This window comes from Nostoc sp. (assembly GCF_036917155.1).
Lineage (GTDB): Bacteria > Cyanobacteriota > Cyanobacteriia > Cyanobacteriales > Nostocaceae > Nostoc.
Genome location: NZ_JBALDZ010000235.1, coordinates 1 through 24,425 on the forward strand (window position 1 = coordinate 1; position 24,425 = coordinate 24,425).

General features: G+C 43.3%; 11 protein-coding genes and 1 pseudogene. 2 read left to right on the forward strand and 10 right to left on the reverse strand.

The window, feature by feature from the left end:
- Positions 1-115: 115 nt before the first annotated feature.
- The 3 genes from V7K67_RS31265 to V7K67_RS31275 all read right to left on the reverse strand — a co-directional run bounded on the left by V7K67_RS31265 (position 116) and on the right by V7K67_RS31275 (position 8,367).
- Positions 116-2,341, reverse strand: coding sequence for a CHASE2 domain-containing protein (locus V7K67_RS31265; protein WP_334733131.1), 2,226 nt, complete (start codon positions 2,339-2,341; stop codon positions 116-118).
- A 15-nt stretch (positions 2,342-2,356) separates the two neighbouring features.
- Positions 2,357-3,094 (reverse strand): DUF928 domain-containing protein, encoded by a 738-nt coding sequence (locus tag V7K67_RS31270; RefSeq protein ID WP_334733130.1) that lies wholly within the window; start codon positions 3,092-3,094, stop codon positions 2,357-2,359.
- 329 nt (positions 3,095-3,423) lie between these two features.
- Entirely contained in the window at positions 3,424-8,367 is a 4,944-nt protein-coding gene (locus tag V7K67_RS31275) for a CHAT domain-containing protein (protein ID WP_335169913.1), read from the reverse strand.
- Between the two features lie 55 nt (positions 8,368-8,422).
- Here V7K67_RS31275 and V7K67_RS31280 point away from each other — a divergent pair, with 55 nt between their 5' ends.
- Entirely contained in the window at positions 8,423-8,692 is a 270-nt protein-coding gene (locus V7K67_RS31280) for a hypothetical protein (RefSeq protein WP_334733128.1), read from the forward strand.
- A gap of 337 nt (positions 8,693-9,029) precedes the next feature.
- Positions 9,030-10,364 (forward strand): phthiocerol/phthiodiolone dimycocerosyl transferase family protein, encoded by a 1,335-nt coding sequence (locus tag V7K67_RS31285; protein ID WP_335169915.1) that lies wholly within the window; start codon positions 9,030-9,032, stop codon positions 10,362-10,364.
- Between the two features lie 443 nt (positions 10,365-10,807).
- Here V7K67_RS31285 and V7K67_RS31290 read toward each other — a convergent pair.
- The 7 genes and pseudogenes from V7K67_RS31290 to V7K67_RS31320 form a co-directional block, all read right to left on the reverse strand.
- Positions 10,808-10,985: pseudogene (locus V7K67_RS31290) on the reverse strand (IS630 family transposase); the annotation flags it as partial.
- Between the two features lie 900 nt (positions 10,986-11,885).
- On the reverse strand, positions 11,886-14,474 hold the full coding sequence (locus tag V7K67_RS31295) for a COG1470 family protein (protein ID WP_334733126.1): 2,589 nt from the start codon (positions 14,472-14,474) through the stop codon (positions 11,886-11,888).
- 256 nt (positions 14,475-14,730) lie between these two features.
- The gene (locus V7K67_RS31300) at positions 14,731-16,944 is read right to left on the reverse strand and encodes a hypothetical protein (protein ID WP_334733125.1); all 2,214 of its coding nucleotides are present in this window, start codon (positions 16,942-16,944) and stop codon (positions 14,731-14,733) included.
- 222 nt (positions 16,945-17,166) lie between these two features.
- On the reverse strand, positions 17,167-19,005 hold the full coding sequence (locus V7K67_RS31305; RefSeq protein ID WP_335169918.1) for a cyclic nucleotide-binding domain-containing protein: 1,839 nt from the start codon (positions 19,003-19,005) through the stop codon (positions 17,167-17,169).
- A gap of 97 nt (positions 19,006-19,102) precedes the next feature.
- Positions 19,103-20,443, reverse strand: coding sequence for a hypothetical protein (locus tag V7K67_RS31310; protein WP_334733123.1), 1,341 nt, complete (start codon positions 20,441-20,443; stop codon positions 19,103-19,105).
- Between the two features lie 286 nt (positions 20,444-20,729).
- Positions 20,730-21,767 (reverse strand): phage tail protein, encoded by a 1,038-nt coding sequence (locus V7K67_RS31315; protein ID WP_334733122.1) that lies wholly within the window; start codon positions 21,765-21,767, stop codon positions 20,730-20,732.
- 260 nt (positions 21,768-22,027) lie between these two features.
- Positions 22,028-24,229 carry a putative baseplate assembly protein gene (locus tag V7K67_RS31320; protein ID WP_334730744.1) on the reverse strand — a complete coding sequence of 734 codons (2,202 nt, stop codon included), beginning with the start codon at positions 24,227-24,229 and terminating at the stop codon, positions 22,028-22,030.
- Positions 24,230-24,425 lie beyond the last annotated feature (196 nt).

Consider the following 24,425-nt stretch of genomic DNA (forward strand, 5'->3'; position numbering starts at 1 on the left):
GGCGTCAGCCACGATGTTTCAATGTGTCCTTGTACAAATCCCCTGATTTTAATTATGGGGATTTCCCTGTTGCCTGTTGCCCGTTCCCTGTTCCTTTTTAAGCCCACCTACCTACTTAAATCTTACTAAGAATTACTTTTATCTCAGAACTTTTAGTAGTAAAGCAGACATAAAATACCCCATCTTCTATTGGTTTTTCTAAAACCTTAGCATAAATATCAACGCTTAATTCTTTTGGAGAATTTGGTGATAAAACTAATTTAATATTACTGAATAAAGAAGGGATGATATCCTTTTCTATATCCTTGGGACGTACCTCAGCTCCCTTGGTGGAAAGTTTAACTAAACTGCCTTGAAAAAGGGTTTCTTTAATGTGCTTTTCATCTAGAATTGTATATTCTATTGGTATTGCTTCAGCTAAAGGTAGTAATTTTTCTTCTTCTTGAGTTAGAAAGAGATTGTATTCTCCAATAATCCCCCTAACTTCATAAATATTTATTGGTAGTTTAATTCCTTTTACTTGTACTTGTTTTTGTCCACAGACTTTAACAATTGACTCTACTTCTCTAAATGTCGATTCTGAAATAACAATCTGTCCTCCAATTGTATAGGATTCAATACGATAGGTGAGATTCACCTGGCTACCGACTACACCATATTTGGTTCGGATATAAGAACCAATATTTCCAACAACAACTTCGCCTGTGTTGACAGCTATTCCCATTTCTAATGGCGGCAGATTCCACTGCTGCATCTTTTCATTTATACTCGTCATTGCTAACTGCATAGCAATGGCACAAGCAATAGCCCTTGTAGTGTCGTCTTCTTTGGCAGTAGGCGCACCAAACAACACTAAAATACCATCACCTGTAAACTCATCAATGGTTCCTTGATATTGGGTAATGATATCTGCCATTGATGCTAAATAAAAGTTGAGAACTTGAACAACCTTTTCCGGGGGTAATTGTTCAGAAATACTGGTAAATCCTCTTAAGTCGGAGACGAGTATGGTGATTTTGCGCCGTTCGCCCCCAAGTTGTAAACCTTTTGGGCTTTCTAATAAGGTAGTGACTACTTCTTTGCTTAAGTAACGCCCAAATGTATAACGAATTTCTCCAGCAGTACGGGCGATGTGGACTGTAATAGCGATCGCAGATCCTAACAGAGCTAATAATGGTGGTACTACAGGTATCCACCAACTGGCGATAAAGGCTGCATAAGTACTAGCTAATAGCACACCTGCTGGCAAAATTGGGCTAGTTATTTTCTGGAGGGACAAAAATGTTACCCCACCTGCATATCGCCATTGCCAAGTTAGACTTGCACCCACAAAAGACCACAGAAAAATCCATCCTATTTCCACTGGCTGCGACCAACTCTTAATTAGTGGGCGACCTGCTGTAGCTGCACTGATAATTTGGCTAGCCATATTTGCATGAATTTCTACCCCAGCCATAGGTTCTGGGGAAGTCAACAAACCACTACTATAGGGAGTGAAGAATAAATCCTCAAAACTTTCGCTGACGTTACCAATCAAAATAATGCGATCGCGTCCCCATTCTGGTGGTACCTTATCTCCTAAAATATCTGTCATCGAGACTGTAGAAAAGTGCCTGGCTGCTCCCCTGTAATTAATTAAAATTTGGTAGCCACGGTCATCAGCTCGCACATAGCCACCATCATTACCGGCAAAGGGGGTAAATCTTGTCTTTCCTAACTGCCAATTTTTTGTCTGTCCAGAAGTTTCCGGTGCAATACCTTCGGCATCAAGATAAAGTAAAGCTAAATATAATGCAAAACTGTAAACAGTCTCCCCATTTTTATCTGTTAAGTAGAGCAAACTCCGCCTTACCTTCTTATCTGCATCCACAATCAAATCATTTGCACCTACTTGCCCTTTATCTTTGAGTACTGGTGGCGGGTCAATTGGCTCGCGTTGGTTATCCCCCACCACTCTTTGAATCCCGATTAAATTGGGGGTAGATGCAAATACTTTGGTTAATTCTTGATGTCCTGGTTCTACAGGGAAATCGCGGTAGATATCTAAACCAATAGCTCGTGGTTTCCTCGCTTTTAATTTTTGCAACAACTGAGCATACAAACCATCTGGAACTATTGGCTGACGAATTTTTTTCATGTCTGCAAGATTTACCCCGACAATGACAATCCGCTCATCGGGTGCTTCTTGGGGTCGCAGACGCATATATTGATCAAAAGCTGCCCATTCCCAAGGCTGCATCAAACCAGAAAGGCGTAATAAGATGACTACACCAGCCACACTAGGAGTAGTAATCAAAACACCGCGCCCTTGCCAGAGTAGCCGTTTTAACTTTGCCCACATATAACTGTACTGAGGTTAACGATCGCTTGTGCAGCAGTCAAGGAAAGGTTCTTTGGTGATCGCCCCTAGACCGACTGATTTTAAAAGTTCTTCCCATTCAGCGGGCTTCTCGCGGCGCAATTGAGCAACAGTATTCAACGTTTCCTGCCAAATTTGAGACTCTGCATAAATTTTTGCCTGTTCTAGAAGTCCTGCCCCAGCTAGCTGACTTTTTAGGGATGAACTTACTTCAGTACGCTGGAGTAATCCCTTGACAGATTCATCCTGAGAGCGGTCTTGAAAATCGCAAATCATCGTGAAGTACCATCGATAATACTTACCAATTTGGAGAGAAACATTTGCTGGTAATTCCAGTTTAATGATCCCAGGAGTACTAGGGAGTTTAAAAGTTGTCAGATAAACCTGATTTCCGGCTTCATCTGTCAAAGCTAATTCTCCAGATTGGGCAGTATTTTGAGGAATGTACCAATATAGTGTTGGATTGGCTGCAACCGTTTTTCCAAAATTATTTTTTGACGGCATCAAAGGCGTTATCGGTATTCCGCTCCCATCGATACAAGAAGAGCCACGCGTTCCTCCACCCAATGTTTGAGAGGGCGCTCCTCGGTCATCTACAGGTGGGAATTTGAGACTGACTTTCCACTCCAAGTTGGATGCCGGTCGCCGTGATGGCAAGCTAGCAAAAGTGACAATGGTGGGAGAAAGTGTGCTAACAAGGATCGCTAAAAACTGAAAACATTTTGCTAAATTCATTTTGTTTCCGACAGGTGGCGAAATCTGGGATAAAGCCTACTCCGCATTTGGTACTCCAAATCGGTGTAGGTAGTTTACGATCCGCGTAAGGACTTTTGTTGAACGTAAATCTTGGAAGCAGCAAATCATATCATGTCCGGTTGAAGACCGATCATTCTTGCAGAAGTGGGGAAAAGGGTAAAGGGGAAAGCGGCTCATAAAAAACCCTTTCCAATACTTGTCGGGTTTTGGAGGAAAGGGAAAAGGTTAAAAGAGAAAAAACCTTATATATTAGGACTTACACTCTTTTCCCCTTCCCCTTTTCCCTTTACCCGAACCGTATTGCTCCCTTACCAGGGATTGCCAACGAGGGTGAAACCACTCCAATAATAGGGATGAGCAAATTCTTTGTCTCCTATCTGTCTTAACTGCGGGGGTAAAGGAAAGCTCTTACTCCCTGTTACCAAGCGACCCTTCTCTAGTCGCACCTGACCCTTGAGCATTGCTACCTGTGCTTGCCTTAAAGCCTCGGCTTTGATGGGAGTTTCTTTCAATTTCTCGTAGAAAGTTGTCATTAGTCCCATTGTGCTTTCATCGTTGACAGACCATAGACTGCCCATCGCTGATTTCACTCCTGCTAACACCGCCAAGCCTGCAAATCCCAACTCCGCTTCTGGGTTACCTAGTGCTGTGCGACAGGCACTCAAAACCAATAGTTCCACTGATGGCTGACTTAACTTCAACTGCCGCAATTGGCTAAGTCGTATTTTGCTATACCAAAACTCAATATAGGATTTATTGATATTACCAGGCTGAAAGTTGGCATGGGTGGATAAATGGACAATACCAAACGTCTGTAAAGCACGGGCTTGTTTGAGTTTTTCCACGGTGAAGTTTTCGTTGAGGAAAAACTTGCCAGTCCACAATTGACTGGCGATTAAAGCCAACTCCACTGACGCCGCTGGTAAAGGTTTTTGATCGGGGAATCGATCGGCTCCCATCGCTAAGACTTGCTGATTTCTCACATCCACATAGCGAGTATCAGTAAGTGATAGGCTGGGCATCAGACCAACGCTGTATCTTTCCACAATAAATCCTTGCCCGTCATGCAGAGCGGCGATCGGCACAGAGCGTAAACCCGTGTCCATCAAAAAGGTGAGATTCTTGATTTTTTGAGCTTGTAAATCCTTCTCCAAAGGTCCAACGAGCCACTTATAGAGCTTTTGTGCCAAAGCCAGGTAGGGAGGGGAGCGTTGAATGTTAGTGATAGCTCCTTGGAATTCTTGAGCGTTTTTGAGGACTTGCTCTCGCGTCGCTCCCTTAATCTGCCGTCTGATTGGTGTTCCAGAGGAAGTGACCATCACGAGTTCGAGCTGGTAGTTACCTTGAGCTTGTTGCTGAGTGGGTTGTACTTGCTGTCGGCGCTGCTCCAGACCTTGAGAATTGAATTCCCAGATAGGTTCCGGTTGCTTGGCAGTCTCGTCTTGTTGAGATTTGGAGTCTTGCTCGGTTTTGGGTTGAAATAAGACATAGATCAGGGCAGGTTTAATGCCAGTGGCTTCTTCAATTCGGCGCAGTATAGCCTGGGCTTCTTTTAGGGTTTTGATGCGGACATTGCCGATACCCAAATGGTTCTCAAAGGTCTTGGTGAAGACTTCCTCCAGTTCTGGCATGTTGGTGTCAGTTACTTGTGTGGAGGCGAAGGTTGCTTCTGGTTGCTGGGTCAGAGCAAAGGGATTGGTGAGATCGACGGGATTAAAATTAATAAGTGGAGTTGGAGATGGAGTCTCAGTTGGAGGTGGAGGGGGGATAATAGAGATTTTCCCGCCAACGATCGCACCAGCTGTACCATTTACCGAGGCATTGCCAATCTGAAACGGATTTAAGTTGCCTCCTCCATGCCGGATCGTGATGTCTCCCCCACTGTTACCGCCAAGGGTGGAAATGCTAGCCAGACCGCTGTTGCTGTCGGTGAAGGTGTCTGTTACTCGGAAAAATTGTCTAGCGGTGATATCTATGTCACCGCCTCTACCGTTTTTCCCACCTTGGGCGTTAATCTGGGTAGCTTGAATGTCACTGCTGGAGTCAAGGGTGACATTGCCACCGTTGCCGAAACTACTGCTGGAATCAATTGCGCCAGTGGTAATATTGGTGGCAGCTTTGGCGATGATGGCACCACCGTTAACTCCTGAGCTGTTAAGGTTGCCCGTAGAAATGGCATCGCCGCTTTCTAGAGCGATTGCTCCCCCATTCCCAGTTGTAGAACTAGTGTTGAGAGTTCCCGCACCGGTATTGATATTGCCACTGATGCTGGTTATTCTAATCTCTCGACCTTGATTTACCACATCGCCAGTGGTAATGTTTTGGTTGGCTTGTAGGTTAAGGGTGGCATTGTCAGCTCCAGTGAGTTTAAATCCACTAGTGTTGATGGAACCTGAGCCAAAGGGCGATCGCAAAGTAACCGGGTCATTGAAAGTCACATCACCAGCCAACGTAATGGTACCGCTGCTGTTATCTCGCCCGATCAAGATTTGAGAAAAGCCATTTTGCCAGGTGTTTAATTTACTGGCATTTAGATTTAAACGGGCATCGTTAATGTTGCCACCCAAGGTAATGCCTAAGCTAGAAGTACGAGGCTGCAACTGAAGGATACCAGTACCTTTGATTTGGGTGGAGCCAAGGAAGTTCATTTCATCAGCGGTGAGGGCGATCGTACCACTACCTGTTCCAGTGGGGTTAATGGAACTGTTCTTAATGCTAATTCCTTCTGTAGTGTTATTACTACTAGCGCCTTCTAAGCTTATATTTCCTGTCCCCGTCGATTCTACTTCTGCGCCGTCTTCCAGTAAAATGCCGAAGTTACGATTTCCCCCTCCATTCCCGCCAGTACCCATGAGGCTGATATTTCCATTGGCTGAACTGACTCTGGAATTGGAACTGAGATATATTCCCTCACTAATATTAGTCCCGACTCCGGCAATTCCCTCTAGAGTAATTGTCCCCGTCTTAGTTGTGTTAATGATGCTACTGTTTACTTCAATGCCGTCATTGTCCATACCTCCCCTAGCGTTACTAGTACCTTGGAGTGTAATCCTCCCAGTCCCCGTGGAGCTGACCAGGCTATTGTTAAGCTGAATGCCGTTGTTGTTCTTTCCATTCCCATTACCTATGCCAGTTAAGCTGATATCTCCATTTACGGCTATGATGCTGCTATTATTCAGCCAAATGCCTTTCTGCTCGTTAGCATCAGCGTTGTTTCCCTGACCTTTAATCGAAATATTGCCATTACCAGAATTGAGAGTAGCTCTATCAAGGCTGACTCCAATAGGATTTGCTGCTGTTCCTTGTGCCGGCTCGTTTAAGGGGTTACTACTACCGCCCAGAACTATATTGCCTCCATTAGAATCGATCGCAGCACCACTTTTGAGGGCGATCGCTCCTCCATTGATACCGTCTCGATCTGCATTGAGGGTGACATCCAACTTCCCCGCGCCACTGGCTGTTAGCTTGGCATCTGAGTTGATAAAAATACTGTTATTAGCTTCTAGCGTTAGATTTGTATTGGCAGTACCCGTTGTGCCGATGTTGGCATTGATGTTGAGATTGCGATCGGCAGCTAATTTCAAGGAAGAACCACTGCTCCATAAGATCGGGTTGCTGACTGTAATATCTCCTTTACCAGCCAAACCCGATGTTGTCGAAACGGTAACATTACTCAAAGCTAGTTGATTTTGTAGCGTAGTCGAGTTGAGATTAGAACAGGTTGTGGTGGTATCAGCAAATATCCCACTACCGAAGGTCATACTAGCGGTATCGATCGCCCTGCTGATGGTGATATCAGTCGGATCTAGCAGGAGCGTGCCGACTTCACCCGTAGGCGAGAGTCCTGTGGACACGCTACGCGAACGCAAATCAACCAAGCCTTGAAATAAGAGCAATCCCTTGCTAGATACTTCTACTAACCCGCCATTCCCAGTATTAAGCCCCCCGATGGCGTCGATCTTACCAAAGAACTGAGTGCGATCGTTTGACCAAACGATCGCCCGACCACCATCACCGTTTAGCAGCGCGTTAGCATTAATTACCGAATCACTGCTAACAAACGTCTGTAAGGCGTTGGGCAAGATACCTTGACCTTTGTAATCTCCCCCAATCCGAACGATGCCGCCACCAGTTGTGCCAGAGGCATTAATGTTAGCACCAATCAATCCGACGCGATCGCCCAAGACGTTCACTGTACCACCTGTCTGCATAACTCCTGTATTGGAAACATCTAGGGTTCCAGAAGCGATCGTAGTTCCTGCGGCAGTTGGGATAGTTGTACCAGATCGTGTTAACTGCACTGTGCCAGCATCTAAATTAGCTCTCACACCAAGATTTAGTCCCTTAGCCCCTTGGGTTAACAGCGTTGGCAAATCCAGAGGGTTAATTGCTAGGTGTTGGTCTGTTGTATTTCTTGGCAGTTCTAGCTCTAAACTCAGCAGGTTTCCTGCTTGAGAGATCCGAATCAGGTTTGTCCCCGGCACTGCTGCAATAGTGATATTTCCGCCGGGTGCGCTCAATGTTCCCGTATTGATGATACTCCCACCGATTAAAGCCAGATTGTGTTTTTCTAAAACTGACAAACTACCAGCATTGATAATAGTCCCAGGATTGGCGAAATCAAAGGCAAACCCAGAGGGATTACCATTTAAATTTGAGTAATCATTTTTACCTGTTGCATTAAACCAAAGGCGATTGTCAAAGCCAATTGCTGTAGCAGTCGTTACTGTAAAGTCAGCCGGAACATTAATTTGGGCATTCGGCCCAAAGATGACTCCAGCTGGATTCATGATGAATAAGTTGGAATTTCCTCCAGTTACCTGAATCAGTCCATTGATGGTTGAAGGATCTCCGCCGACAACTCGGGTGAGAATGTTGTGAATATTGGGATTTGAGAGAAAATTGGCAATCTGCTGCTGATTGAGTCCAAATTTCTCCAAGCTGTGAAATAGGTTCGCCCGATCGCCAGAAAGCTTACCCCCTTGGATGTCGATGCGATTACCCTCTTGAGTCACAACTGTCCCTGTCCCATCATTAGCTGGAACGATGGATTGTCCAAGTACGGGTTTGGCAGCAATGCTCCCTAACCAGAAGCATAGGGTAAGCACGATCGGCAATGGAGCATCCTGACTTTTAAACACCAGTTGCTTCTGCTGGCAAAGACGCTGTACAAACAAGTGGGGAACTGCCTCGCCAACAGACTGCCTTGCCAACGTACTATTTCCTTTTGACTTTTGATCTTTTCTGTTCACTGCCAATTCCCCAAGCTTAAAGTTGATCATTCACTTGGAAATAAAAGCCATCATCTTGAGTGTTATTGCTATGTGCGATCGCAATAATTCAAGTGGTGCGCCACATAAACTTTGCGTCGTAGCAAGCAGAGGGGAAAGAACTGATGAAAAACTCCACCCACTCTTGGGATGGAGTTTTTGGGCATGGGGAACAGGGCATGGGGCATGGGGAAGAAGTTACCAATACCCAATGCGGCGGGGCGGCTGTCCCTCTCCACCCACTCTGGGGATGGAGTTTCCCGCCGCTTTCAATGAACAATTACAACAATTAATCTTAAATGCATAGTGATTGTATCATGAAAAACAAGCTTTATTAGAATAGACATCTCCAGAAATTAAATATGCGTTATCCAGAATCCTTGTAGAGACGTAGCAGTGCTACGTCTCTACATTCATTTTCGGAGATATCTAATTGAAAAAAGTGATAATTTTAGTCTAAAGATTTACTTTATAAATGGTATCTAGGCAGAAATATAGAAGACTAATTAACCAATATGATTTCTAGCTCGAAAATGACGATCGCGTTTTCGGAACAGTTGATGGGGCGATCGCTCTCAGTCGTTGGTTGAACTATTTAAGCACTCAATTGTCCACATATTAACATTGTATTTGAGTAATTTATAATGCAGATAAATTCTTCCACTTTGAATGTAAATAGAATACTGTCTCCTGACGAACGCGTGTTTGAAATTGCAAATCAGCTTGGGGGCGCATTAATTAACGTCGTCATTAACCGTATTAGAGGACCCCTGAGTGCAGCCATTGTGAGACAGGCAATTGACTTGATCCAACGTCGCCACCCACGTCTAAATTGTCGGATCGTTGGTTCTACCGATTCCCCACGCTTTGAAGAGGGAGGCGTGACGATCCCGTTGCAACTAGTACATAGCCAAGATGATAATCAGTGGCAAAATATTGTTTTGCAAGAACTAAATCAAAAAATTGAAAGCGACAAATATCTCATGCGTGCCGTATTGGTTCAGCCTGTCGGCGAACCCAAGGAATCAACAGTCAGCTTTTTGATTGTCACCTTACATCATGGCGTTGCAGATGGCACATTCTGCATCCGCCTCCAAGCAGATATCTTGACGTACTGTCAAAAGATAGCAGCGGGCGAATCTGTCGAAGCAGTGGCGCGTTTACCTGTGCTGCCTGCATTGCCAGAGCTTTTCCCCCCCTCAATGCAAGGATACAGTGGTATGGGAAATACGATCGATTGTCTGTTGCGGCTTGTCAGCCAACATATCGCCCATCGTCCCGAAACTTTAGGTTTTGAGCAGTATCAGACACCGGAATTACGTCGTGCTAACGTGGTTTATCGCCAGCTTGATGAAACTTTCACCCAACGATTCAATGAAGTTTACAGAAAGGAGAAAGCGAGCGAACAAAGTGCTTTGTCTGCCGCCATGATGCTTGCAGTCGCGAATAAAATTACAGGTGGAAAAAAGCGAGATATCTGTTTGAGTTGTCAGTCATTTGCAGATCTGCGTCGCCGTCTCGAACCAGTAATTAGTGATGAGCAGATGGGGTCGTTAGCTTCATCGACTTTTACATTTCACACCCTAAAACCAAGTATGTCCTTTTGGGATTTAGCACGCAATGTGAAACAAGAAATCGCTACGAATATCCAGCGCAACGATCTATTTAGCATGATGCTAGCATCTGGACTGGCAGTGGCAACGAGGGGGATACTCCTAAATCAAGTAATGGCTAGCGTTGGAGTTACTAAGCTTGGTTTAGTTAATATTTCTCATCAGTATGGAGTATTTGAACTCGAAGAAATTAATGCTGTAGCTTCAGCATCGGCGTTTCCAGGTGTTTTTGTGGTTGAGGCATTAAGGTTTCAGAAAAAGATGTTTTTGAATTTTCTATTTTCTGAGCCTTCACTCAGTCAGGAAACGATCGCCGCACTCGCAGACGATGCTACTGCCTACCTAGCTGATGCTTGTTCGGATTAGAGTTTTTGCCAGTGTGGTGAACTAGCTGCACTAATTTGGAGTACCAAATATAGTGTAGGCTTCTGGTACATTTCGCAATGCTGCTAGAGCGCCGGTCAACTAATATATGTTGACAAAAACGTCATTACGTGTATATGGTCAAAACGCCTATTGATGGCTAAATTTTGAGGTCTAGTTTTTAGCGATCGCATTAAAACTGAGTGCATAAGGATTTCTCACCAGATTTATCAAACCGAAGTGCAGAGGTCTTAGGGGCGGGTTAAGCGAGACATTCATGAATGATGGATTATATCTGTTAACCCGCCCCTACTGAAGAGTGAGAAATGCGGGATAAACGTTCGATTAACATAACACCCATATCCTGCGCTTTACGTCAACTACTTGTACTTGACCGGCGCTCTAGAACTTCCTTAGAGGTACTATTAGTAATAGAGTTATCCACAAACCTGATTAAAAAGTTCTGTATTGACGTATGGCAGAATCTACGCCTTTTGTTTCTCCTGTTTTAGGATGTACGAATGCATACAACCATAACCACTTAAATCTCCAATTGACATTGGCAATTGGTGTTTTTCCCTCGGGTACATAAACTCGTCTTAGAATTGGCTTAAGCCCTAAGCGAAGAAGCATTACTGCTTCTTAACGGACAAATCTCCATCTATAATCTTTGATTTAGATACGGTGGGTTTAATATTACTCTTTAAGTACATATCTAAATAGATATTCGGAATAATCACTAAGGCCAAAAAATACATTCCTATAATCAATAAGAATAGTATATTGGCTGACAGTTCATTTTTATATTTAAGTTTCATCTACACCACGGCAAATATATATATTTATAGTTCCCATCTTGAAGATTAATAAGTAAGTTAGTGCAAAAAAAAACCAAGTATATTACAAAACGTAAATAGGCTTAAAGCCCTTACTAATGACCATTGAAGAAGAATAAAGATTGCCGTTTTTTAAAGTAAAAGCTTGCCGCAGTAAAGGCTGAAAGCATTATTATTTCGATTAATTCTGAATTATTTGTCGAATCTCATTAAAGAATAAGCTTGTCGCGAGTTCCACGCTAAATATAGGCTTTGGGAGCATTTTTGTGCTTTGCGATCGCAAAGCACAAAACGGGATTTGACCATAAAACCAGTCAGGCTATAGGTTCGGCAAGCTTATCCTTTAATTTTCGGCAATCTTTTCCTTTAAGTCACAATCGCATTCAATTATTTCAAATACGCTTCTGTCATAGGTTCTGTGCTGTGGCCACTTAATGCTTTAAAAACGGCCACTTTATCCTTTAAGTGACAAAGTTGTCCAACTTCTCCTTCCAAAAGCTGTCCAAAATCTTCTTAAAATCACATTAGCTTTAATTGGGCTGACCTACTTACAACAACTGTGGGAAATTTACCAGAAAAATAAGCAATGAGCGCGGCTAATAGTTGAAACCTGCTCCAAGTCAAAGTTCCATCTCTAACCCGATGCCACAGATAAAGAATTGTAGATCAAGGGCATTAAGTAAAGTTTCTACTTTGTACTTGATCTATCAAATTGAGGTGACTGCTCAAAAGGAAATAGGATAGGAGGCTGTTTTATATCTGAATCACTATTACTATCTTCTTCATCTTCTTGGGGACTTGCTTGGTGAAAAGCATCTACATTCTGTCCATCTGCTGGGATCTTTTGCCCGTCACTTGCTGCTTTTTGGGCGTTTATTAGTGCCTGTCCAACAACCGCCGCCGCCACCACAGCTGGGTCTTGAGCTTGCGGATCGTAGGTTTCTATAATAAGCGATCGCACCTGCTGTTGCCCAGTAGTAGTGGTAACTTGAAGCATCAGTGTCATGCTACTAGGCTTTGGGTCGGGATTTAGAGATATCGAGCCTTTTAGAGGTACACTTCCAGGTGCAGGAAGTAACTGAACCTGCGTAGAGTCACTAGCATCAACCTGCCAAGACAAAGTTAGAGGTAGAACCTTTTTATCCTTTTTGATGGGAATGAGATATTTGTTGTTAACAGGCTTACCATTGATTGTAAACTTGAGAATACGCGGTGGTCTGGGAAGAATTTTAATTAGTTCTGTCTGTTTTGGTTCAAGCTTGTCATTTTCACCACCTTTGGGAATTGCTTTGAGTGCAAAGACGTAACTACCTGGTTTCTTGATACCAGTTTTCACTTTCTGACAGACAAGCTGTTCTTCAACAGTACATAACCTCCGCAACTCGCGGGGAATGCCCTGACTCAAGTCGTATGTTTTTACAGGACTTACTATTAGATTGTCAGGAGTCCGACCGATAATTTGTAGTGATTGCAATTGTTCGGGATGTGTCACAGACCAATTGAGGCGAATCTCATCATCCACAGGCTTGCTGGATTCCTCAGTTTTGCTCTCTGATTTCTGACTTCTGCCTTTTGGCTTTTGGCTTTTGTCTTTTGTCTCCTGTCCTCCAACTTCTTGATATATCGGTTGTGTTGAGCTAAAGACAACAATAGAAGGCTGGGGAATGGGAACAATTGCTACCGGGGTGGTTTTGCTCGTGTCCATAACAGCGCCCCGTCCGGGCTTTGGTAGGGCAGTCATTTCAAAAACGTAAGTAGCACTTTTGCGGGCGCTGGTACGGACTTGACGACAAATTAGTGAACTTTGTTTTTTAGTACAGAAAGGTTGCAGCACCGTAGGTACACCTTGATTAAAATCATACACTTCTGGACGAGTCAGAGGTGTGCCATCAACAGACAACCCGACAATTTTCAGAGTTTGCAGGCGATTAACATCGCTGATTTGCCACCCAAGATGCACCACATCGCTGTTAAGAGCAGAGTAGGTACTGTCCTCTGGATACAACTCGACAATTTTAGGCGAGGGGGGAATTCTAAATAGTACCCACCAGATTAAATACGCAATAGCCCCCACACCCAATAAACCTAAAAATAAAAAAGGTAACAATTGCCATAAAGGACGGGCTTCCCACACCAACACTCCTGGTAAACTATTGTTAGGGATAGGCAACTGCTGGGGATCTTCTAAATCAACGCAGAAGTTAACGATTCGCCCACCACCAATTAACGGACGCCGCCACCACTTCTGTGGGTGTACTTGCAAGTTGATACCTACAGTTTCCTGTGGCTGCACAAATCCTTGAAACTGCTCTAAAGTGTAGGAACAGATTTCTAACTCATCGAGATTTTTAACTTGCAAAGAAATCTGCCGTCGTGTATTGCCATAGTTCGTCAACTGTAATTGAAACAGTCCTGGCTTAGTTCGTACCCGATTAATAATTGAGCGTAATTCTGTCTGGAGTAAATGTCTTGGCGGTACTTGCAGATAAACTAAATCCAGCATTATCAAGTTTGGATAGTTTTCCGAGTATAGCCGCAAAGTTGGGACATACTTACCAGACAGCGCATCCATACCTGGAGTAATCACAAGCATAATTACCCCACACTCGCCTGGGTTCAGGTTCAAACTGTCAGACTGAAAGATTAATCCAGCGCCCTGGAAACCTTGAGGATAAGTAATGCTAAACCAAGTTTTAGGCAAATCAGAACAAACCAGCCGAAAGCGATCAACGCGATCGCCCCGGTTTTGCACTAACACCTGAACAGCCAGCGTTCCTCCCTGCTGAATCACAGCCTGGTTAGTAGAACTAGTAACAGGTTGTAAGATAAAAGTAGGTTCACTGCTACTAACAATATCATTAGTTGCAGGCAACACTTGGATGTACTGTTCGTACCGAATTGGTGTATCTTCAGGGTAATGCTCGTGGGCATCAACCACTACAATATAGCTGTAAGTTCCTGGTAGCGTATCAACAGGCAGATCAAATTTAAAGACTACCTCTTCACTCTGTTCTGACCCCAACGCCAGATATTCTCGTCCAGAATTACACCACGAGCGTACTCCTGATGATACTTCCTCAATGTAGACTTCTATAACAGCACTTTGCTTGCCCTTATTGCCAACTGTCACACTTAAAACAAAAGTTGACCCCGCTGACACAGCATCTTTACCAGAAGCGCTTAAAATCACAAAGAGTGGTTTTGCGCCAGTAGAGTGGAGAATACTGCTACTTACTTTTGCTTCTGTTATATGTGAGTCCAAATGTTTGCTTAACATTATCTTGTTTTTTTGCTAATGGCTAATGGCTAATGGCTAATGGCTAATGGCTAATGGTTAATGGCTAATGGCTAATGGCTAATGGCTAATGGCTAATGGCTAATGGCTAATGGTTAATGGCTAATGGCTAATGGCTAATGGTTAATGGCTAATGGCTAATGGCTAATGGTTAATGGTTAATGGCAATGAGCAATGAGCAATGAGCAATGAGCAATGAGCAATTAGCAATTAGCAATGAGCAATGAGCAATTAGCAATTAATGACAATCCGAAGGTAACTGTTTAACACGTTGTTGTTTCACTAGGCGTTCTTCTGAGCCACTGGTAACTAAAATTTCTTTTTGAATGCGGATTATATCAATACTTGTCAGCGGTTTGGCAGAGTTTATGAGTACTTTACCTGTTAAATTGTTACTGCTACGCTCGCCCTGCTCATTTAATGACCAAAGCTTTGCCTGACCGTTTTCGCCTGCACTTGCTAAGTAACAACCATCACTACTCATAGCTACAGCACGCACAGCTTGCGAATCGGCAGTCCACTCATCTACCAATTCACATTTAGCTTTATTGCTCAGGCAGGGGTGTAAGTTCCAAATTTTGATCGTGCCTTGGTTGTCTCCTGTTACCAACAGATTAGGCTTGCTGTCGCTAGAGGCTATAGTGAAAATATAGTCTTTATTAGTGCTAGAACCAGTAGACACAGAATGTAGTTGATTAGTTTTCAAATCCCAAAGAGTTAGTTGGTTGAATCTGCCAGCAATTGCGAGATGACTTTCTGCTTCCCCAACCAAAGCTAAGGCATTTACCGCAAATCCTACCTGTTGCTTACGGAATATCCGACTTGATGCTCCATCTAGCTTCCACTGCACAACTAATCCACTACCATGACCGCTAAATAGCGATCGCGAGTCTTTGCTAAACATCAAATCAAATACACGATCGTCTATTCTAGCGGTGAAGGGAGGCTCGGCTTTTCCTGATAGCAAATCAAACAGTTGAATTTGACCGTTTTCAAATCCTACTGCTACTTTATCGTTGTTCACGGGACGGTAACGCACTACTCGCACAGCTTTATCTGCTTTTAGCAACACTCCTAAAGGCGCTAATTGGTTTGACTGTACGCGCCATCGGCGGATAGTTTGGTCATTAGAACCACTAACCACTTCCTCTCCCAATCCGTTGAACCGGACAGTGCTAACTGTATCTGTGTGTTGTTGCTCACGCCAAAGCAACCAATTACTTAAAGCCATACTCAACATCACTACCAGACAAAATCCTCCCAGTTGAAGCCATTCGGGAATTACAGGTAGCACCTGTAACTCTAAAGATTGCGTATCATTGTGTACTTCAATCCGCTTGTCATCTGTAATAGCTTTGGCTTGTAAAAATTTGCGTTTTGTCCAACCTAACCAAGGGCGTTTTTGCCGCACCTTGAGACTAAACTGCGTTAGTTCCCCCTCTTTGAGGTCTGCTTTTTCTGGCATCACCTCAAATTCGGGACTAGAAATTTGGGATTGGGAATTTGGGATTGGCTCGTTAACAGTCTCTGGCTGCTTGAGTAGACGGATTTTAGATTTAATTGAATCTAGAATCCCAAATCTTAAATCTAAAGTCTTTTTTTTCTCCTCCACATAACTGACTTCAACACTTGCTTGCTGACGGAGATTACTTTGATTATCAAATTGCAGCGTATATTCAGCAGTATCGGCATTTCTGTCACGCCACCCACCAGGTTTTTCTGGAATTTTTTGGCGTAATGGAATACATTGAAAATCTATAAATCCTTCAGGTAAAACAGTTAAATAGCCTTGGACATGAACCAAAGGCGCTTCTGACTGATTTGCTTCAATAGTAAAAGTGTAGCGATCGCTCAATGCTTCGACAGTGCTAGGAATCTGGCACTCAAAAACTTCTTTTATCTTTTCACCCTCAGAAAGTAGCAGACGCTTCTCTATACCATTGGGAAACCACGAGGAATCTAAACCTAACAAGCGCAGAGTAACTTTACTCGCTCGTTGGTTAAAACTTTCTAGGAAAACAGAAATTTCCAAGTTTTCCCCTGGATAGCTTTTAAACTCTTGGTTGGGTAAGTCAATTTGCGGTGCAGCAGAGCCTGTACCTGGTATTATTAACCTGATAACCAAGCGACTATCAGAAGAAGGTAACTCTAGCGAAAAAACCCGCACTGTTACCGTCATTAACCCTGTAAACCCAGGTTTGGGGCTATCAATTATACGGATAGAAAACTGAGTTGAGTCTCCTGGAGGTTTTTTAGTACATACTTCTGGAGAAATATTGTACCAATTAGAACTTTTACCCGTCTTAGCGCCAGCTGCCAGCAGTTCAACTTGAAAAGTTGCAAAATGGTCGCTATTGTTAACCACATTAACATCAAAAGATACAGGTTCTCCTCCAGGCTCAAAGGTAATTTCTTTTGTAGAAATTTGCGTAGTAATAAGTTGATTTAACATATAAAGTTGCTAGTTGCTAATTGCTAATTGCTAATTGCTAGTTGCTAATTGCTAATTGCTAATTGCTAGTTGCTAGTTGCTAGTTGCTAGTTGCTAGTTGCTAATTGCTAGTTGCTAGTTGCTAGTTGCTAATTGCTAGTTGCTAGTTGCTAGTTGCTAGTTGCTAATTGCCATTAGCCATTAGCCATTAGCCATTAGCCATTAGCCATTAGCCATTAGCCATTAGCCATTAGCCAGTTCTTTTTGATTTAGTAATAGGGTTTGCCATTCTTGTTGGTCAATAATAAACAAAGTGGTTGGTTCTAGGGTACGTGCTGTTGCAACTTGGGGAGTGCTAAATAACAAAGATTCTTCCCCAAAAAATTCTCCGGCAGAAAGAACCTTTAAAGGCTTTTGCACTTTTTCAATATAGAGTTCGACGCTGCCTGTGATAATAAGATAAAACTTGTTATTTATTTCATCTTCACGAAATATTATAACGTCTGTAAATAAGGTATTTTGATAACCAATTTTAATGAGATTTTGTAATTGAATAGAGTTAAAATCTTGAAAATAAGGAACGAGGTGCAGTAGCTTATTTAAATTTTGTGTCGTTAATGTAGTTTTTTCTCTACATGAGCGCGATCGCATTAATAATTCTTGGAAATCAACATTGCCAGTCATCTGCTTTAATAAAGCAGTTTTCTTGGCTTTGTCAGTTTCCGAAAGCAACTGCTGTACCCGGTCTTTGAGACTCTTTTCACGGCTATAAATTATATCAGCCATTTCTTGAAACACCCGCGCCAATTGCCCAATTTCATCAGAACGTTTGGCTAAGGGTGTGAGACTGTTTAAGTCAAATTCACTAGATGCAATTTGCTTTGCTGCATCATTCATTTCCAAGATAGGCTTAGTTAACCAGCGAGTCACCACCAGTCCCATCAGCAAGCTGAACGCTAACACACCCAGTCCGACAATAATAGTGACATCTCTAGTGCGCTGGAAACCTCCCATAAATTCTTTTTCTGGCACAACCACGACTACCAACCAGCTAAGACCATATTTGTCTTGAAAGGGAGTAATTTGCACCCAATCAGGTTCTGTCCTTCGTGAAGAAAACTTAAATTGCTCTTCCTTTTCAATCTTGCTAAAGCCATTGTATTCCTTGTTCACATATTCAGCAGTGGCTTTAATCAGTGGCTCTTGAAAAAAATTCTTAGCTTCAATTTGCTTGCCTTGATCGTCAAAAATACGATTGTCAGTTGATGCGGCAATTAATTCTCCAGAACGTTCTACAATAAAAATTTCTCTAGAATTATCGTGACTCAATTTTTTGAGAAATTCACCGATTTGAGTCAATAAAAAATCTACTGCCAAAACGCCCTGCAGCTTACGACTACCTTGTTGATAAACGGGACGCACTGCTGAGATACGCAGTTGAATTTTTTCAGTAGTTTTTTTCTCAAAAATTCCCGTCCAAGTCGGCTTTCGAGCTTTCACCGCCGTTTGATACCAGTTACGAATGCGGGCATCGTATTTTGATGGTTTACCTAACTCCTTGCCGCGATTTCCTAGCTCATCTGCTTTATAGACTACAGATGCCCTTTTAGTGGATGCATCGGCAACATTAAACATCAGCTCATCCTTATTACTATTGTCTCTAACAATGCTTCGTAGTTCGCCAGCTGCTTCATAACCAAATTGGATACCATTCACAGATTTAAACGCCTTGGCTTGATACCAAAAATGGCGCTCCAATTTATTTGGTTCGTCCAAATTTAATTGACCTTGCTCGATTGCATCAGCATTTATTTGATTAATTGTATGCGGTGTTTCTAAATATTTTCTCAGATGTTCTGTAATCTGTTCACTCATCATTGTCAGACTTTGCCGCGAAAAATTTTCAGCGTCGTTATGACTTGTATATAAAGCAATCGTTCCCAATAGTCCTACACAAGTTAGTAGGGGAACTAAAAAAGCGATTGGAACAGTTGTTTTGATGGAAGGCATTTTTTTAGTTATAAGTAATTGCTGATTGCTGATTGCTAATTGCTGATTGCTAATTGCTAATTTTTTTCCCATTAGCCATTAGCCATTAGCCATTAGCCATTAACCATTAGCCATTAACCATTAGCCATTAGCCATTAACCATTAACCATTAACCATTAACCATTAACCATTAACCATTAGCCTTAGCAATTTGCTGCAACTGCGTTAATTGATGGCGATGCCATGCAAAATGCAGAATATTAATTCCCATTTCCTGGGCAGTACGGATTGTTTCTCTTGATAGTGATAAAGTGTCATCAATTCCCCAAGCACTAGAAAGTGAACCAACTATCAGTACAATGCCACCCCAGTTAAATAGGTGAATCGGGTAATTTTGCACAATTGGCAATTGAGCAAAGAGAAACGGTTGATTACGTAAAGAATGGTTACAACTCAAAGTATCTGAATTGGCGGTATTAATGCCTATATCTTCAGCGAAATCGCGGATTGGTTGCGAAAATTCCTGTAACTGCTGAGTTAAATTTGACTCAACGGCGTTGAGTTCCGCTTCTATCTCTTGACGAACTGAGGCGATTTCTGACTCATCGGTGAGGTTGGCGATCGCAAATCGCAATTGCTGTCTGACGGCACTTAGTTCAACAATATTCGCCTCTTGTATCGACACTTCTAGCAGTATCACCGCCCCACCTGCTAAATATTGACGTAAACTCTGACGCTCAGACTCTTGTAATGTCAACAGTTGCCCAAGCGTGAAATAGAGCAAATCGTAATCTAATTGCTCTGCACCTGCTTGCAATGTCACCTGGTTAATTGTTCCCTGTATAGCTGGGTAAAGAGCCGTAACTGATTGCATCAGGTAAGAAAACTTTGCAAAAGTCACAGCATCCCCCGTCTGTCCCGGAATTACTTGTGCTACCCGGACTTGCTCTAAACTTCGGACTTGTGCCAGCTTGCGGTAGCGTAGATCCAACTGGTTCGCTTCAGGATTTAGTACATCTGTGGCTGGTTCTAGCTGCACCTCACCAGGCTCGAGCAAAACCCGACACAGTTCCACATCAGTATCATTTGGTGATGTAATCTTTTCATCAATGCGAAAAGTTTCTTGAAGCAGTTGCCGTTCTTCCAAACCTTGCAGACGGTCTGGATCTACATAATTAATCACCACGTATACCACCAAAGAACCGCTAATAGATGACTCTGAAGCAATATGAAATGCTAGCGGCTGCGGTACGATGATGGGGTTGCCATTGTGGTCAATGGCAACCCCTGGTTGAATTAGCAGCCAGCGCCCATCCCGGTATTCTTGTGCTACTTCAGAAGGTGGTGGAATTACGCAAACGCCTAGTCCGCTAACAATACCAGCTTGGTGTAGTGACTGATAATAAATATTCTGACGTTGGCGGTGGTAATCATGAGCCAATCGCCAATGCTCGGCTGTGAGCAACAAACCATTATTGACTTGTAGTCGTTGTAAAGGCTTAATTGATAAAGGTAGAAAGTGTGAGGACATAGGGAATTTAATTGTTAATTGCTAAGTGTTAATTGTTAATTGTTAATGGCTAATTGCTAATTGCTAATTGCTAATTGTTAATTGGCAATATAAATTCTATAATGATTCGCAATAATAACATCTTTCTGTTTTTCTCCTCTGCGGTTTTTTATTTATAATCTTAGCTATTAGCCATTAGCCATTAGCCATTAGCCATTAGCCATTAGCCATTAGCCATTAGCCATTAGCCATTAGCCATTAGCTATTAACCATTAACCATTAGCCATTAGCCATTAGCCATTAGCCATTAGCCATTCTGAATACTTAAATCATAAGTACAAAATGCAGGTTTTTCTTGTTCAATTACACTACGGACAAAAGATTCATCAATTTGATTTTTGTTTTCTGGACGCAAATGTAGTGTGAAATGGAACGGGCGACTACCACCTACAATAGAGTCTTCCCCTAACTTTGCTTCTCCAAAAACACACCCCCGACTAAAAAATTCGGTAATTCCAATATGCTTATCTTTCTCGTCATATATGTGGTCATCTAAAGGTAACTCCGTTGCTAAGTGCAAGTAAAAACGCAATCCCCGCCGCGTACCACGCCATTGGTAAATTTGCATGGCGCTTTTAATCAAATAGCGTTGTCGTTCTAGTCCGATTTGTGGTGTTTGATTCCAAGCTACCCAATGAGCCAGAAATGGTAGCATCGCTTGGGGTGCAGTCAAGGGATCGAGGTAAGCCCAGAGATTTTCTAAGGTATGAACGCAAGGTTCTAAGCTTTGCTCAAAGATTTTGAGAAAACGCCCGACAAAATCCACTTCGCGATAAATAGCAGGCAGGAAGTTGAGGTATAGACTGGGAGGACGTACATAAAGATTGAATGTAGTACTCTCTACTTCTCTTTTACTTGTCTCTGACTCAATTAAGTAGGCATGGAGATGAACTATATAGTTGAGTTTCAGAGTTTCGCTAGGATGTAGCGCCGAGAGGGACTCAAAAAAGTCAGTAGGTATTCTAAAATACAACACTGCTTCCATCTGCTGACCCACGCGGACTTCAGACCCCTCCATCCCAATGCGACACCATTCTTGAGGAAAGTCTCCTTTTACTTGCAAATCCAACTGTACGGGGCGAGATCCCACATTTCTCACTTGTACCACCATCTCACTCGGTTCTCCTGGGCGCAGCAACAAGCTTAAATTCAGGCGCTCTTGAGCCTTTGTACCCATTCCTCCCCAAGAAGTAGGGCGTTTTACTTCCGAAACTGGTATTGCTTCCGGAATTTGCATTGGAGTCAATTGCAGACTTAGAAGTTGGCTTTTGTGGGATTGTGTCATGGTTAATTGCTAATTGCTAATGGCTAATGGCTAATGGCTAATGGCTAATGGTTAATTGCTAATTGCTAATGGCTAATGGCTAATGGCTAATGGCTAGTGGTTAATGGTTAATGGTTAATGGCTAGTGGTTAATGGTTAATGGCTAATGGGAAAAACAATTAGCAATTGGCAATTAGCAATTAGCAATTAGCAATTAGCAATTAGCAATTAGCAATTAGCAATTAGCAATTAGCAATTAGCAATTAGCAATTAGCAATTGACTAAATTACAGTAATTGCATGACTCGATCGCAGTTCACTATCTGCCCAGGAGCAGATTAGTCCCAGAGTTCCGGGGTTGATGATGTTATTAGGTGCTAGAGAGCGTGTCCAAGTGGAATCTTGTCGGCGGAGTTCAAATAAAAGGATGGTTCCGAGAAAGCGGACTCCGGTTGTTTTCTGAAATAAGCTGACGATATCTGATGGGTAGACGCTGGCACCAAATTGCCAGCCTTTACTATCAAGTCCACCTGTGAGTGGGTTGAGGAAACGGTATAAGGCTACTTGCAAGCTGCGGAGAATCGCCTGCTGTGCATGGGGATTGTTGTATTCTAGCTCTAGTCCCACTTCTGCTTGTACGGCAACACCAACATATTCTGGTTCCCGTAACCGCACTTGTACGCCCAATAAGCGTCGCTCATCTAGATAACTGAGGATTTGTGCTTGCAGGGCTTGGTTGAGTGCAAATTGAGTCGGGTTGATGCCTTCTGCACGGTTAATGCTGTCTGTGTTGGCTTGCGGGACAATTAACAAGTCTACTATGCCCCTGGTAGTTTCGTCATTGGCGCGTGGGGGGCAACAGACACGGGAAACTGCACCTCTGCCAGCTTGCAGTGCCAAAGTTTCAAAGTCTTCGGGAGTGACGGCCCGATCGCGTGTCCTGAGTATTCGTGGCACTCGCATCACGGCATCTTCTAAAGATTCCGCATCAGCACCATTCCGAGCGGCGACATGATTGATCACCCTTTCTACATAAGGAATTGCGGTTTTGGGAATTCGCAAGGAGCCGCTAGTTACGTTGCCTTTGCGTCCACCTCCTGTGCGGTATGCAACCATCCGAATTAGTGAACCTTTGGGGGGGATGGCTCCATACTGTCGCTCCATCTGTTGGACAAACTGCGCCTGTTCTCCAAGTTGTGTGATGCTTTCACCAGTGATTTGTATTCTTCCCCGTAGCTGTACTTCTTCGCGCATCTGGGCTGGTTCCCGAATTAAAAAACCAAACTGCACTTCTCCGGTCAGTGAATCTATCCGATAGTGACGGTCAGATGGACTGGAATCAGCAAAATCGTTGACCTCGCTCCAAATCTCCGGCAACCCTCCAGGCGGCGATATCAGAATGTGTTCTTCTGGTTCTCGTGGCAAAATTGAGGTATTTTGCAGTTGAAATTTCTGTCCGGGAGTGCCGTCACTTTTACCAATTAATTCATCTTGTACTAAATTACACTGACTGGCATTCACCGTACCGCCTATGGAACGAGCAGAAATGCTGATTAACTGAGGCGAGTAAGTGTATCCTGACTGTGTACCCATTGGTAGCGTATAAACACAGCGCAGCCAGCGTCCCTGATAAGCGGCAAAGTAGGTGACGGGAAATTCTTGAGGCAAGTGCAGCACAACATCAGCTTCTGCAACGGTGTTGGGGGCGGAGGGTTGCCCATCACTAAAGCTGAAACCACGAGTGCCATCATCCGACTCTTGCAAGAGAATCGGTTGCCAAAATTGCCCATTCCAAGCTTCCCAATGGCGGGGCGGTTTATCTGGGTTGATACCTGTGGATGTAGCGGCTTCTCCCCGTAGTTTGATGGCGAGGACGTTGCCGGTAATTGGCTGTTCGGGACTGAATACGAGGTAAAAACAGTTTCCCGGTTGGGGATGTTCATCAAAAATCGACTGGGCGCGACCTTCCCAATTGTCATTATGTCGCGTCCAGAGATTTGTGAGGCGATCGCGTAATACTGTTGGTGTTGTTTCTGCCGTCCTCGCTGTCAACAAGTGGGTAATTTCCGGCTGACCAATTCTCAGAGTTTCGTCAGTACTAAAGACAATTGCCTCTTCTGTTTCGGTGCGAATAGTCGCAACTTCTCTACCTGCGGGAATTTCGTAAGTATGGGGAAGGGCTGAACTCAGGTAGAACGTTAGTTCTGTTTGGGCTGGGGCGGCTGGGAGCAAGCGAATACCCAGCATTTCCAGAAACACGACAAAATTACGTCGCGGCACTTGGTTAAAGCGCACCATCATCTGGTCAGTCAGCCACGCAAACAGTTCTACCAACGTGATACCAGGGTCGCCCGGATTGTAATTCGTCCACTCAGGACAATAGCGCGGGATGCGAAGAATGCACTCGTCTACTAAGTCTTTGAAGGTGCGATCGTCTAAATTTGATTTTGGTAGTTTTGGTAAAAATTCAAATTCTATGGTCATTTTTTACATTGCTAATTGCTAATTGCTAATTGCTAATTGCTGATTGCTAATTGATGATTGCTAATTGATGATTGCTGATTGATTATTGTTTTTACGATTCGCTATTAGCCATTAGCCATTAGCCATTAGCCATTAGCCATTAGCCATTAGCCATTAGCCATTAGCCATTAGCCATTAGCCATTAGCCATTAGCCAT